The following is a 13,660-nucleotide window of genomic DNA, read 5'->3' as shown; positions in this document are numbered from 1 at the left end:
CGGCCGGTGCCGCCGAGGACGAGCCGTGACCGTGCTTTCGTGCGTCGGTCACAGACTCGTGAAGAGGTCGTCGAGGGGGGCCGGTACCTGTCCGGGGTCGAGGTTCTCGACCAGGAGATGCCCGTAGCGGATCTTGCGGCCCTTCTTCGTGCCGAGGAAGCGCCGCAACTGCTGCGGCCGGGGCCGACCGTGGTGTGCGGGCTGGTGCAGGAAGGTCTGCCAGGCCCGCAGGTCGCCCTCGGCCTGGATGATCTCCTCGACGCGCGCTGTGCCCAGCGCGCGGATGAGTTCGTCCTCCAGGTCCGCCACGCACACGAAGAAGCCCCGGTGCGGAGCCCGGGCCCGCTTCAGGCCGCGGTCGTAGAAGCGCTGCTCGCCCTCGTCGCACAGTCCCCTCAGACGCAGTCCAAGACCGGGTGGCCCGAGAAGACCGGCGTAGTGGCCGACACTCATCGCCCCGCCCATCGATACGACGCTCACCCCTTCGGCGGCCAGGTCCCGGCCACGCCGTGCGGCCAGCGCCTCGACGGCCGCGAGGTCACTCGGTCCTTCCAGCAGCACCGCCGTGCGCAGCCCGAGTTGCACAACCAGATCATTCGCCGGTCCGCCGGGACCGCCGGCCGCCCAGCGGCTGACCGCGTCCCGGAATGCGTTCATGTCCGCCATGAAGCGAGTCTGCACTTCTACTGACCGGCACGGCACGGGAATATTCGACGGCACCGCTCGACATGTCAGGAATTCTCGTCATCTGGGCCGACGTCGCCTGAGCCGGATGGTGAAGCAGGCGTCGGCGGCGGGGGAACTCGGCGATGCCGGACGGGACGCTGGACTCCCGCGGGTGGCCACGCCACGTCGTCGCCGGGATGCTCAGCCCGCCGTGTAGGGGCTGTCGGGGTTGGCGGGGGTGTTGGGGCTGCCGGGGTCATCGGGTCGAGAATGCGAGGTTTGGCCTTTGCTGCCGGCTCGGTGGGCTACGTCGGCTGAACCGGCTTCAGTGAGGTGACGGTTAGCCGCCATCGGCTGGTTGTGCCTCGTTGCGGCTTGGCTACGGAGACACCGCTGCGGGTGCTGGGTCCTTCGTGCCCACGCCGGTCGTGCGGAAGCTGGTCCGGAATGCGCCAGGTGTCACGCCCAGATGTCGTACAAACGCTCTGCGGAGCGACTCGGGTGAGCCGAACCCAGTGCGCCGTGCCACTACCGGCAGGGAGTCGTCACCCGTCTCCAGCAGCGCCTGGGCGGCTTCCAGCCTGACCTGCTCGACGTAGCGGCCTGGAGTGGTTCCCACCTCTTCGTCGAAGAGCCGGGTCACGTGCCGGACGCTGACGCCTGCTCTACGGGCCATGGCCGTGAGTGTGTGGTTGGCCCCAGGGTTCTCGGCAACGGTGTCGAGGACCCGGCGGAGCATCTCCTGGCGCGTGTGCGGCGCCCTGGAGCGGACGCTGAACTGGGATTGGCCGCCCGGCCGTTGCATGAAGACGACCATGTCCTTGGCGACCGACCGGGCGACCTCCGCACCGTAGTGATCTTCGACCAGCGCCAGGGACAGGTCGATACCGGCGCTGACACCTGCCGAAGTCATCATCTGCCCGTCCTGTACGAAGATGGCGTCCGGTTGGACCCGCACGGACGGGAAACGAGCGGCCAGTTGCCGTGAATGCCGCCAGTGCGTCGCGGCGCGGCGTCCGTTGAGAAGTCCGGCTGCGGCCAGCAGGAACGCTCCTGTACACACCGATGCCGTGCAGCGGCTCTTCTCGTGCACCTGCCGGACCGTATCCAAAAGAGTGTCGTCCTTGATCAGCGTCTCCCATTCCGGGCCGCCCGGGATCACCAATACATCGCACGGTTCTTGTACGTCGTCGGCGGACAGGTCGGCGCTGAGGCGGATCCCGGCGGAGGTGATGACCTCCGTCCCGTCCTCGGACGCGATCTGCACCCGATAACGCCCACCGAACTCGTTCGCCGTCGTGAACACCTCGATCGGGCCGGTCACATCGAGCAGCCGCACGCCCGGAAACACAAGCACGGTCACGACGAGCGGATCCATTGCCAGGCGCTTGTGGTTCATCGGATGCCTCCCGGCTGTGCGCGGTGTGGACACTGGATCGGCAGGGCATTGGCGAGGGCGTGCCCGCCTCGGCATGCCGCCGTCGCATCGCATCGCATCGCCTCGAGATCGGGGCGAGAGCCTCGCAAACAGCCCAGACGCCGACGTAACCGACCCCGATTGCCAGGTGCGCACCGTCGCGTGTCCCGTGGAATGCGGCAGGGCCTGTCCTGACAGGTGCCTCGGGCCGTACGAGCCGGTCCAAGGGCCGTAACCGACCCCGGACCTCCCAGTCGTCGGATTTCCCTGGGCTCATCATGTGCCAGTGACCCGCGCCGAAGCCACGACCGGTTTGCTATCTGCTGGGAGGCACAGCCTCTCAGTCCGCCTTCCGCGACGGCTGCTGGACCCCGCGCGTCTCTGGGTACGGCGCCGGCGGACTCCACACCATGTCGCCTGGATGATCGACCAGTACGGCGAGTCAGCCCAACGGGAGCGATGGCTGCCCCGGCTCTGCGCCCATGGAGGACCCGGCGAGCTACTGCCTCACCGAACGGGGCGCCGGATCGGACGCCGCCGCCCTGCGCACCCGTGGCGTTCGCGACGGCGGCCAGTACGTCCTGACCGGGGTCAAGCAGTTCATCTCCGACGCGGGAGCCTCCTCGGTGTACATCGTCCTGATGCGCACCGGCGCCGACGGCCCGCACGGCAGCTCCGCGTTCCTCGTCGACAAGGACGACCCCGGCCTCTCCTTCGGCCCCGACGAGCGGAAGACGGGCTGGAACGCCCAGCCCACCCGCCAGGTGATCCTGGACGGCGTCCGACCGCCCGCCGAGCGGCTGCTCGACCACGAGGGCGAGGGCTTCCGTATCGCCATGAACGGCCGCAACGGCGGACGCCTCGGCGTCGCCGCCTGCTCCCTCGGCGGCGCCCGCAACGCCCTCGACCGCAGCCTGGCCCACCTCGCCGACCGGAAGGCGTTCGGCGGGACGGCTGCTCGACGCGCCGGCGCTCCAGTTCCGGCTGGCGGACATGGCGGCCGAACTGGCCGCCGCCCACGCGCTGGTCCACCAGGCCGCCCAGGCTCTGGACCGCGGCGATCCACAGGCGCCGTATCTGTGCGTGATGGCCAAGGGGTTCGCCACCGACACCGGATACTCCGTCGCCGACCGGGCCCTGCAACTGCGCGGCGGCTACGGCTACCTGAGCGAGTATGGCATCGAGAAGATCGTCCGACACCTGCGAGTCCAGCAGCTCCTGGAAGGAACCAACGAGATCATGCGCGTCATCGCGGCCCGCGGCCTGACGGAGGCATTCGGATGACCGACACAGACGACATCGTGCCGCCGACCGGTACCGACGACTCCCTGCTGCTGCGCACCGAAGGCCGCGCCGCGTACCTCACCCTCAACCGGCCCAAGGTGCTCAACGCCCTCACCCACGCGATGGTCCGCCGCATCGGCCTCGCGCTGACGGCCTGGGAGCACGACCCGGCCGTGGAGACCGTCGTCCTCACCGGCGCGGGGGAGCGGGGCCTGTGCGCGGGCGGCGACATCCGCGCCATCCACGACGACGCCCGGAACGGGGACGGGACGGCGTCGGCGGCCTTCTGGCGGGACGAGTACCGGCTCAACGCCCGCATCGCCCACTACTCGAAGCCGTACGTCGCCGTGATGGACGGCATCGTCATGGGCGGCGGCGTCGGCGTCTCCGCCCACGGCAGCGTCCGGATCGTCACCGAACGCTCGCAGATCGCCATGCCGGAGACCGGCATCGGCTTCGTACCGGACGTCGGGGGCACCTATCTGCTCGCCCTCGCGCCCGGGGAACTCGGCACGCACCTGGCGCTGACCGGATCTGCGGTAGGCGCGGGTGACGCCCTGCTGTGCGGCCTCGCCGACCTCTACGTACCGTCGGGCTCCCTGCCACGGCTGCTCGCCGACCTCGCCCACGCGCCGGTACGACAGGTCCTGGGCCGGTACGCACGGCAGGAACCGCCCGGTGAACTCGCGGCAGCACGGCCCTGGATCGACGCCTGCTACGCCGCCGACACCGTCGAGGGGATCATCGACCGCCTCCTCGAACACGGCGGTAGCGCGGCCAAGGAGACCGCCGAGACCCTGCTCACCAGATCTCCGACCTCCCTCAAGGTCACCCTCGCCGCACTCCGCAGAGCCCGGCGGCTCGGTCCGCTGGAGAACGTGCTGGATCAGGAGTACCGAGTCTCCTGCGCGGCCCTCACCGCACCCGACCTGGTGGAGGGCATCCGGGCCCAGGTCATCGACAAGGACCGCAGCCCGCGCTGGACACCGCCGACGCTCGCCGAGGTCAATGACGCGGACGTCGAGCGCTTCTTCACACCCCTCGGCGAGCGGGAACTCGGCCTCGCCGCATCCGACACCACGCAGGAGATGCCCTGGTGAGCAGGACCGGCGCGTTCATCGGGCTGGACACGTGGGCGGCCCCATGGCCGCCAACCTGGTCAAGGCCGGCCACCGGGTGCGCGGCTACGACCTGTCACCCGCATCCCTGAGGGCAGCGGCCGACGCGGGTGTCGAGTCCGCGGCATCCGCGAGGGAGGCGAGGCTATAGCGGGCGCGGAGGTGGTGGGCGCGACGGTGGTGATCACCATGCTGCCCGCCGGACGGCACGTGCTGGAGCTGTACCAGGACACCGTCGGGGCCGGCCGGCCCGGCACCCTCGTCGTCGACTGCTCGACCATCGACGTCGCCGACGCCCGCACCGCCCACGACAGGGCGGTCTCGGCCGGGATGCGGGCTTGGACGCACCGGTCTCTGGCGGAGTCGTCGGCGCCGAGGCGGCCACCCTCACCTTCATGGGCGGCTTCCCGGGCTGCGCCCCTTGCGGGGCCTTCATCGCCGCTTCGTGGTGATCCCAGGCGCACGTTGATGGCGTGCTGCTGATCTGCCGCCGCGCACCGGCGGGCGTGGTCGTGGAGCCGCGCTGATTCCTTCAGGCCTGGGCTTTCCTTCAGGCCTGGGCTCCACCCGGACCCCGCGCGCCGGGCCAACCCATCGGGACACGCCGACGTGTTCGTAAGCATGAACAGGAATCACGTACTCATCTATTGACGCGTTCATAGCAAGCGCTTACGTTCCCCTTCGAGAATATCGGAAAGCGCTTTCTCCTGCACGCACCCTTGCACGGCACCCCTGGTCACGGACGAACCTGGAGGCAGAACGATGCAAGTGAGACCCGTCATCGCATGTGTAAGCCTGCTGGCCGGCGCGCTCGTCGCGCTGTCCGGCACCCCGGCCCAGGCCGCGAGTACCACCCAGTACGTCTCGCCGAGCGGCACCGACAGCGCGGCCGGCACGCAGTCCGCCCCGACGACGCTCGCCACGGCGATCAGCCGCATCGCCTCCGGCGGCACCATCTACCTGCGCGGCGGAACGTACAACTACTCCTCGACGATCACCATCCCGGCGGGCAACAACGGCACCTCGAGCGCCCGCACCACCCTGTCCGCCTACCCGGGCGAGACCCCGGTGCTGAACTTCTCGGCGCAGAGCGAGAGTTCGTCGAACCGCGGGCTCCAGCTGAACGCCAACTACTGGCGTCTGTACGGCATCACCGTCCAACGCGCCGGCGACAACGGCATCTACGTCGGCGGCAGCAACAACGTCATCGAGCGGACGGTGACCGCGTACAACCGCGACACGGGGCTGCAGTTGGGCCGGATCTCCTCCAGCACTCCCAGTAGCCAGTGGCCGTCGAACAACCTGATCGTGAGCTCTGAGTCGCACGACAACGCCGACTCCGACGGTGAGGACGCCGACGGCTTCGCCGCGAAGCTCACCACCGGCACCGGGAACGTCTTCCGTTACGACGTCTCCCACAACAACATCGACGACGGCTGGGACCTGTACACGAAGACCGACACCGGCGCGATCGGCCCGGTGACCATCGAGTACTCCCTGTCCTACAAGAACGGGACTCTGAGCGACGGCACCGTGAACTCCAACGGCGACCGCAACGGCTACAAACTCGGCGGCGACGACATCGCGGTCAACCACGTTGTCCAGCACGACATCGCCTATGGCAACGGTCACCACGGATTCACGTACAACAGCAACCCGGGCAAGATGACGGTCTCGAACAACGCGAGCATCGACAACGTGCAGCGCAATTTCTCCTTCGACGCGGGCACTTCGGTCTTCCGGACCAACACCTCGTGCCGCTTCAGCGTCAGCGGCTCGAACGACAAGACCGTCGGAGACGCCGACAGTTCGAACCAGTTCTGGACCGGTACGAACGGCTCCCGCTGCTCCTCCTACAGCGGCGCCCTGGGCTGGTCCTTCGCTTCGGACGGGCACCTCGCCGTAACCTTCGGCGGAAAGGTCGTGACGCCGTAACCACGACCGAGGCGGGGGCCGGGCGCTCGCGTTCCGCAGATGCGCGCACGACGTGTCCAGCCCCTGCTTCAGCACCCCTGCCGTTCTCGACTCACACCCACCCCGACACGAGCGTTGTGGCGTGTGGCCTCCGGCTTCGCCCAGGGTCGCTTCCGGACGTCGTCCTGCGGCCTGCCTTCGATTCGGGCTTGCTCGGTGATCACAACGCGCCAGGTTTTCCGGCGAGTTGCGGGCGTGATGCACAGCATGCGGTGCATCACCCGCCCCGTCAGCAGGATTTATCCCAGGTTCGGGAGATGAGGGAGCGATCGGGGTAGCCCGAACGATGGCAGCACGCTGTTTTCGAAGCGGGTCATGGCGCAGATCCGGTCGCCGGTGAGGGTGAGGACGTAGAGGCCGGTCCCGTGGCTGATGCCGTTGGGGGCGCGCAGGTAGGCACCGAACGCCGGCTGGCCGTTGGCTCGCGTCGGGATGAGGTCGAACCTGCGATCTGCGCGGAAAATGGCGGCGCAGAAGCGGGCCACGACGTCTCGGCCCTGGTATTCGAAGGGCATCGGTGGCATCGACATGAAGACGTCGTCGGTGAGAAGGGCCACCAGTGCGTCCAAGTCGGCGGACTCCCATGCGCGGACGAATCTCGCCACGATCGCGTCCTCGGAGGGTGAGTCGGAGGCGGGAGGCGGTTCCCGGTCATCCGTCGTGGGACGTCGGTGTTGCAGGCCGGCGCGCGCCCGTTTGAGGGCGCTTTTGACCGACTCGATGCTCGAGTCCAGCATGTCGGCCACCTCGTCGGCGTGGAATCCGAGTACGTCGCGCAGGATGAGCACGGCGAGCTGGCGAGGCGGCAGGAGCTGGAGGGCGGTCATGAAGGCCAGGGAGATGGATTCGGTCTGCTCGTAGCGGGCCTCCGGGCCGAGCGGTGCGTCGATGACACCCTCCAGGAGGGCGTTGGGAATGGGCTCGAGCCAGACGACTTCACCGAGCCGAGTGGGCTCCGGTGGTTCCACATGGGGCACGTCCCACTCCTTGGCCTGGCGTCGGCCGGCCGACCGGCGCGCGTTGAGGCACCGGTTGGTGGCGATCCGATACAGCCAGGTACGCAGCGAGGCGCGTCCCTCGAACCCCGCGAAGCCCTGCCAGGCGGCCAGCAGCGTGTCTTGCAGGACGTCCTCGGCGTCCTGGAACGATCCGAGCATCCGGTAGCAGTGCACCTGCAGCTCCCGGTGGTACGGCTCGGTCAGCTGCCGGAACGCCTCGCCGTCCCCGGCCCGCGCCCTGGAGATCAAGTCGGCTGCCGCTTCGCCCATGCTCGGGTCACCTCTTCCCGCATCTCGTCGCACTCCTTGTATGGACACCGGCCGAGGGGCGAAGGGGGCGGTTGGCGGGCGCCCCTTTCCCGACTTCGCGGTGTCTACCTCAGTGGTAAGTGACCACACAGCACAGGGAGAAGCGCCATGGGAAAGATCATCATCAGCGAGAACGTCTCGCTCGACGGTGTCGTCCAGGATCCGACCGGCGAGGAGGGCCTCAGGCCGGGTGGCTGGTACCTCCAGATGGGAGACAACGACCGCGAACCGTGGGCGAAGCTCTTGCTCGCCGAGGCACTGGGCGCCGAGGCCCTGTTGCTCGGCCGGCGGAGCGACGAGTGGTTCGCCACGCGGTGGCTGTCCCGTACCGGCGAGTGGGCGGACAGGTTGAACAGTCTGCCCAAGTACGTGGTGTCCTCCACCCTCCAAGAGCCCAAGTGGAGCGACTCGACGGCCTTCAAGGGCAGGGTGCTCAAGGGGGACGTGGTGGACGAGGTCTCGAAGCTGAAGCAGGAGCTGGATGGCGACATCGTCGTATACGCCAGCACCCAGCTCGTGCACACGCTGATGGAGCACGACCTCGTCGACGAGCTGCGGCTCACCGTGTTCCCGGTCGTGCTCGGGGCCGGCGAGCGCCTCTTCGGCGAGACCAGCGAGCAGAAGCCCATGCGCCTCGTCCACGCCCGGACCGTCGGCGACGGCCTCGCCTTCCTCACCTATCAGCCCGTCCGAGACGCCTAGCCTCCGAGACGCCTAGCCAGAATGCGGTGACCGGGAACCTTCACCGGGCTCAGGGACGCTCGCCTGGCCCGGGAGGGGGGCGACCGCATGTCTCGGGCCTCCGATCGAAGTCGTCCCTGCTCATTCACCCATTCGGAGTAATAGTGCGCGCGGGCGGCGCCGTGACCGGCAACTGTTGTAGTCCGAATGAGGGGGAAGATCCCGAAGGGCGAGTACGACAAGGGGTCCCGCGGTCAACGTCATCGACTGCTGACGGGCGCCGCCACCGCAGCGCGTCACAGCGTCGCGGTCGTCCCTTCCCCGGACGCGCTGCCCGCGAGCCACTGGTCCCAGCCCAGGTTGAAGTCGGCGTAGCCGTTGTCGGCCGGCGCCTTGGCGCGGGGCGAGCCGGTGATGGTGACGGGGTCGCCCTGCTTGACCTGGCCGTAGAACCACTTGGCGTCCGACATGGACAGGTGGACGCAGCCGTGCGAGCCGCGGGCGCTGCCGCTGCCCGGGTTGGGGTCGCCGGTCGAGTAGTGCACGTACGTGCCGGACTGGGTCAGGTGGACGTCCCACGGCAGTGTCAGGTCGTAGTAGTTGGGGCTGCCCTTTTCGCAGCTGATACCGACGCTGCAGGAGGTCATGTGGACCTTCTCCTGCTTGTCGATGACGGCCATCGTGCCGTTCCACGTCGGATACTGGGCGCTGCCTGCATTGATGGACAGGGTGCGCACCGCCTTGCCGTTCCGGGTCACCTTCATGGTGTGGCCGGTTACCGAGACGTCCGCGCGCACGTCGTCACCGATCGTGAAGGTGTGCGTGTAGTCGTGCACGCCATAGCGCCCGTTGCCGTTGCTTACGCCGTTTATGTCAGCGTCGATCTTTACCTTTGTGCCCGAGGGCCAGTACGTCTTGGGTCGCCAGTCGGCGCGCTTGTCGCCCATCCAGTGCCAGGCACCGGCCACCGGTTGGGAGGCGCTCACCTTCATGTGCTTCTCGACCGTGGCCCGTGCCTTTGCGGCCACCGGGTTCGTGAAGATCACCGAGATCGGCATGGCGACGCCGACCGTGGTGCCCGTCTGCGGGGTGATCGTCTCCAGCAGCATCGGCGGGCCCGCGGGCTTGGTCGGTGACGGGGAGGCGCTGGCACTCGGCTTTCCCGACGCCTTCGCGTCGTCCCCGCTCGCCTTGTCACTGCCGCCCCCGCCGCAGGCACTCGCGCCCACCAGCATCACACCCGTGACGAATGCGATCCCTATGCCGCCCTTGCGCCGTCCCACGATCTGCCCCGCTCTCTCGCTCTTCGGCCCTGAAGGGCCCGACTCCCTGTCAGACAACGACGAGGTGGGGCGCAGTTGCGTGCATCGCGTAAAGCATGTCTCAAGATTCGGTGCGCGCCGGCGGATCGGGGACGAAGAGGGGCGCGACATCCTGCCGGCCGACTTCGCTCGATCACGGTCGTCGTGTCCGCGCGGAAACCCGTGCGCACTTCAGCTTCGACGTGGACGGTGAAGTCGGCCCCGCGCCACGGGCCGCGGCGGCCGACCCGGTTCTGCGGCCGGTCGAAGGCCACGCCGCCGAGCCGACGTTGAGGACGGCGACGAGTTCACCACGATGGCCCCTTCCGCTACGCCTCCGAAGGCGCAAGAAGCTGAGGACGGCGTGGTGCTGACAGGCGGGCGCATCACCGCCCGCGGCGTCCGCAGCCGTGAGGCAGGCGGCGAGCCGGGGCATGTCCCACGAGATGTACCACCCCACGGACCGTTCACCACCCACCAGCCCCTGTCGGCGGACCCAGTCAAGGTTGCGGCGGCGGGCGCCCTCCATGTCTGCGCTGACCCGAAGCGGGAAGGGTAGATCGAACTCGATGTCCTGGGGCAGGACATCCCTCCACATGGCGGCCCGCCTCTTCCGAACCGGTCATGGCCAGTCTGTCGGCAGAGCGGGCCGTCGCCGATGGTTACCCATGAAATACCGCAATACGCAGGTGGTCGTGGCGAAGGCGGCGTGGCACGGAGGACCGGGAGGCGTGGGAAGCGATGGTCGAGGCGAAGGCCGAGGGCCGAGGGCGGCCCGAACCGAGCACCGAGACGGCTTCCTCGGCAGAGGCAGCGCACCCACGGGCCGGTACGGACGCTCGACGCCGACGCAGCCCTTGTTCGAGCAATGGAGCACCGATGAAAGTGGTCTTGAAGCACCGCCGGTATCTGGTCGGCTCGGCCCTGTTCCGCTTCGCAGGCGACCTCCAGCTGAAGAGACCTCTCCGAGGCACGGTCGCACCGCCTCTTCCTACAGGACCTGGGGCAGCTCGATGGCGGGCAAGAACTCCGCGTCAGCGATCGTCATCACTGAGCTGTGCCGTACGCGTTGGTGGCGAGGCCGTCGGTGAACGCAGTGCTTCGCGCAGGAGCGCGACGGCCGGTGGGATCTCCGTGTCGCTGATGTTGCCGTACCCGAGGACGAGCGCGGGATCCGCCGGCTGATGCGCGCGATAGTCGTCGAGGTCCGCCAGGCGTAGCCCGGCGGCGGCCGCCGCCTGGACCGTCCCGCGGCTGTCGCTGCCGTCCGGTAGGTGGAGCAGGATGTGCAGCCCGGCGGCGGTGCCGGCGACCCGGCCCTCCGGCACCTGGGTGCCGAGCGTCCGGACCAGCAGGTCGCGGCGGGATCGGAACCGCCGCCGCGCCGCGCGCAGGTGGGCGTCGTACCACCCGCGGTCGATGAAGGTGGCGAGCGCGAGTTGGTCCAGCACGGGTGGTGCGGCGGCGACGAGGTTCGCCGCCCGCAGCACCGGTGCCATCGCGACAGGCGCGACCAGCCAGCCAAGGCCGAGGGCCGGCGACAGTGTCTTGCTGACCGAACCGAGGAGGAAGACCCGGCTCGGATCCATCCCCTGCATGACGGCGACCGGGTGGTGGTCGTAGCGGAACTCGGCGTCGTAGTCGTCTTCGATGACAAAGCCGTCCACCTCGCGGGCCCAGCGCACCAGACGTGCCCGGCGTGCCGCGGACAGCACCGTGCCGGTGGGAAACTGGTGTGCCGCACCGACGACGACGGCGCGGGCCGGCGTACGCGCGAGGTCGTCGACGTGGAGGCCGTCGTGGTCCACGGGCACCGCGTGCACGCGTAGACCGGCGCTCGTTGCGGCATCCCGCAGCCGCCCCCAACCCGGGTGTTCCACGGCCAGGTCGGCAATCCCCGCGGCGCGCAGCGCCCGGCACGTGCGTACCAGACCGTCGGTGACGCCCGCGCACACGGACACGGACACGGCGTGCGTGTCCGCGCCGCGCGAGCGGCGCAGATACTGGGCGACGGTGGTGCGCAGCACCGCGTGTCCAGCGGGGTCGGGCAGGCCGAGGTCATAGTGGACGGCCGAGCCCATGACCGCCCGGACGGCGTCGGCCCAGCGGCGGCGGGGAAACGCCCGCAGGTCGGGCAGGCCGGGCGCGAGGTCGTACCGGATCGGTGGCCGTGCCGGTGCGCGCTGCACGCGAGGCCGCGGCGGCGCGGTGTCCGGTGACCACGAGACACGCGTGGCGGAACCCACCCGGGCAGAGAGGTAACCCTCCGCGATGAGCTGCCCGTACGCCTCCGTCACGACCCAGCGGGAGCAGCCGAGTTCCTCGGCCAGCGCTCGGCTCGGTGGCACGGCGGCACCCTCCGCCAGCCGGCCGTTCCGGATCGCGGTGCGCAGCGCGTGAGCCAGGCGATCGTGCAGGCGGCGCCGCCCGCCATCCGGAGGAGCGACATCCAGCAGGGTCGCCCACGCGAGATTGGTCTGGAAAACAGCCACGAGATTGGAGCGTACCGCCGATCCGAATCCGCCTAGCGTGAGGGACATGACTGAAAACCTGGCTCTTGGGGCCATGCTGTTCGGCACGGCCCAGGACGAGCGCCGATCGTTCGAGCTCCTGGACCGTTTCGTGGACGCCGGAGGCGTTTGGATCGACACCGCCAACTGCTACGCGTTCTGGGACGATCCGACCGGTTTCGGCGGGCAGAGTGAGACGTTGCTCGGGCGCTGGCTGGCAAGCCGCCCGGGCGTCCGTGACCGCGTCAGGATCAGCACCAAGGTGGGCTGCGAGCCGACCGTGGCCGGACGATTCCCCGAGACGGCCGAGGGACTTTCGGCAGGGGCCGTCAAGAGCGGGATCGAGGGCAGTCTCCGACGACTGGGTACGGACCACGTCGAGCTGTACTGGGCCCACAAACCCGATCCGGCCACACCGCTGGAAGAGACCGTCGCCGCCTTCGACGAGCTCGTGTCCGCGGGTACGGTCGGCCGTTTCGGCTGCTCCAACTACCCCGTCTGGCAGATCGAGCGGGCACGGCAGATCGCGTGGGCCCACGGCAGTGCCGGCTTCACCGCGGTGCAGCAGCACCACACGTACCTGCAACCGCGCCCCGCGACCAGGCCCACCGTGGTGCACCGCTTCGGTGCGGTCACCGACGAGGTGCTCCACTACCTGGAGCACCACCCGGACATGGCTCTGTGGGCGTACACGCCGCTGCTGAGTGGCGGTTACACCCGCGCGGACAAGCCGCTGCCCGCGGAGTACGACCACCCCGGCACCGCCCGCCGTCTTGCGGTGCTCGACACGATCGCCGCCGAGACCGGCACGAACCGCAACCGGGTGGTGTTGGCGTGGCTGACCGGAGGGAACCCGGCTGCCACGCCGATCGTCGGCGTCAGCACGATCGAGCAGCTGGACGAGGCGGTCGCGGGGGTGTCACTCGAGTTGACCGCCGATCAGCGCGAACGCCTGGACTCCGCGGGGTGACCCGCGAGACGAGTTGATGCGATGAGGCACCGAGGGCCGGGCGGCTTTCGGTGTTGCCATTCGGTGTTGTCAGGGGAGCGACGATGGTGACGGGCTGCTGCCACTGGGGCAGTTGCGGGTCGCGGTCGGCTTCAACGGGTGCCGTTCCGCGGTCCGGCAGTAGACGTCTGCCTGGGGCTGCGCGACCTCGCGGGCCCCGTCGAGCCGCCCGCCCGGCTGCACGGTGACCTGTTCACGCGGGGAGCATGGGCACCGTCCGGAGTGACGTCAAGGGCGAGGAAAGCGAAGGGACTCATACATTTAAGCCGCTTTCACGGCGGAGGAGAAGGAAGCCCTTTCATGGCCTCGCCTCAGGCAATGCTATCAGTCGGCTCGGGACCGAGTCGTTCGTGTTTTCAGGGGTGACGGCCGTCGGCGCACACACGAAAACTG

At 69.1% G+C, this 13,660-nt stretch carries 8 protein-coding genes and 3 pseudogenes; 6 read left to right on the top strand and 5 right to left on the bottom strand.

Annotated elements, in window-relative coordinates; genetic code table 11:
• Window positions 1-48: 48 nt before the first annotated feature.
• Window positions 49-666: a TOPRIM nucleotidyl transferase/hydrolase domain-containing protein gene (locus ACIRA5_RS47085; RefSeq protein ID WP_403702816.1), complete on the bottom strand. Its 618-nt coding sequence runs from the start codon at window positions 664-666 to the stop codon at window positions 49-51.
• Window positions 667-1,045: 379 nt separating this feature from the next.
• Window positions 1,046-2,065, bottom strand: coding sequence for a GlxA family transcriptional regulator (locus ACIRA5_RS47080; protein ID WP_403702813.1), 1,020 nt, complete (start codon window positions 2,063-2,065; stop codon window positions 1,046-1,048).
• A gap of 430 nt (window positions 2,066-2,495) precedes the next feature.
• On the opposite strand from ACIRA5_RS47080, the pseudogene ACIRA5_RS47075 reads away from it, so the two are divergent.
• The 4 genes and pseudogenes from ACIRA5_RS47075 to ACIRA5_RS47060 all read left to right on the top strand — a co-directional run.
• Window positions 2,496-3,367: pseudogene (locus ACIRA5_RS47075) on the top strand (acyl-CoA dehydrogenase family protein); the annotation flags it as partial.
• Window positions 3,364-4,467, top strand: coding sequence for an enoyl-CoA hydratase/isomerase family protein (locus ACIRA5_RS47070; RefSeq protein WP_403702810.1), 1,104 nt, complete (start codon window positions 3,364-3,366; stop codon window positions 4,465-4,467). The pseudogene ACIRA5_RS47075 and the gene ACIRA5_RS47070, both read left to right, overlap by 4 nt.
• Window positions 4,464-4,889 (top strand): annotated as a pseudogene (locus ACIRA5_RS47065) (NAD(P)-binding domain-containing protein); the annotation flags it as partial. The gene ACIRA5_RS47070 and the pseudogene ACIRA5_RS47065, both read left to right, overlap by 4 nt.
• Before the next feature lie 448 nt (window positions 4,890-5,337).
• Window positions 5,338-6,420 (top strand): annotated as a pseudogene (locus tag ACIRA5_RS47060) (right-handed parallel beta-helix repeat-containing protein); the annotation flags it as partial.
• A gap of 278 nt (window positions 6,421-6,698) precedes the next feature.
• On the opposite strand, the gene ACIRA5_RS47055 reads toward ACIRA5_RS47060, so the two are convergent.
• On the bottom strand, window positions 6,699-7,727 hold the full coding sequence (locus ACIRA5_RS47055) for a sigma-70 family RNA polymerase sigma factor (RefSeq protein WP_403702808.1): 1,029 nt from the start codon (window positions 7,725-7,727) through the stop codon (window positions 6,699-6,701).
• Window positions 7,728-7,874: 147 nt separating this feature from the next.
• Here ACIRA5_RS47055 and ACIRA5_RS47050 point away from each other — a divergent pair, with 147 nt between their 5' ends.
• Entirely contained in the window at window positions 7,875-8,468 is a 594-nt protein-coding gene (locus ACIRA5_RS47050) for a dihydrofolate reductase family protein (protein ID WP_403702806.1), read from the top strand.
• Window positions 8,469-8,743: 275 nt separating this feature from the next.
• Here ACIRA5_RS47050 and ACIRA5_RS47045 read toward each other — a convergent pair whose 3' ends face one another.
• Both ACIRA5_RS47045 and ACIRA5_RS47040 read right to left on the bottom strand, forming a co-directional pair.
• Window positions 8,744-9,682, bottom strand: a complete 939-nt coding sequence (locus ACIRA5_RS47045) for an Ig-like domain-containing protein (protein ID WP_403702931.1) — start codon at window positions 9,680-9,682, stop codon at window positions 8,744-8,746.
• 1,100 nt (window positions 9,683-10,782) lie between these two features.
• Window positions 10,783-12,240, bottom strand: a complete 1,458-nt coding sequence (locus tag ACIRA5_RS47040; protein WP_403702803.1) for a PLP-dependent aminotransferase family protein — start codon at window positions 12,238-12,240, stop codon at window positions 10,783-10,785.
• A 46-nt stretch (window positions 12,241-12,286) separates the two neighbouring features.
• Here ACIRA5_RS47040 and ACIRA5_RS47035 point away from each other — a divergent pair, with 46 nt between their 5' ends.
• Entirely contained in the window at window positions 12,287-13,228 is a 942-nt protein-coding gene (locus ACIRA5_RS47035) for an aldo/keto reductase (RefSeq protein WP_403702800.1), read from the top strand.
• The last annotated feature ends 432 nt before the right edge of the window (window positions 13,229-13,660 follow it).

The organism is Streptomyces sp. NPDC096311 (assembly GCF_044763085.1).
GTDB lineage: Bacteria > Actinomycetota > Actinomycetes > Streptomycetales > Streptomycetaceae > Streptomyces.
The sequence above is the reverse complement of the archived record's forward strand: the minus strand, read 5'-3'. Positions and strand labels throughout refer to the sequence as shown.

Coding starts and splice junctions, on each gene's coding strand:
- ACIRA5_RS47085 (WP_403702816.1), bottom strand. CDS start 666: ATGGCGGACATGAACGCATTCCGGGACGCGGTCAGCCGCTGGGCGGCC.
- ACIRA5_RS47080 (WP_403702813.1), bottom strand. CDS start 2,065: ATGAACCACAAGCGCCTGGCAATGGATCCGCTCGTCGTGACCGTGCTT.
- ACIRA5_RS47070 (WP_403702810.1), top strand. CDS start 3,364: ATGACCGACACAGACGACATCGTGCCGCCGACCGGTACCGACGACTCC.
- ACIRA5_RS47055 (WP_403702808.1), bottom strand. CDS start 7,727: ATGGGCGAAGCGGCAGCCGACTTGATCTCCAGGGCGCGGGCCGGGGAC.
- ACIRA5_RS47050 (WP_403702806.1), top strand. CDS start 7,875: ATGGGAAAGATCATCATCAGCGAGAACGTCTCGCTCGACGGTGTCGTC.
- ACIRA5_RS47045 (WP_403702931.1), bottom strand. CDS start 9,682: ATGCTGGTGGGCGCGAGTGCCTGCGGCGGGGGCGGCAGTGACAAGGCG.
- ACIRA5_RS47035 (WP_403702800.1), top strand. CDS start 12,287: ATGACTGAAAACCTGGCTCTTGGGGCCATGCTGTTCGGCACGGCCCAG.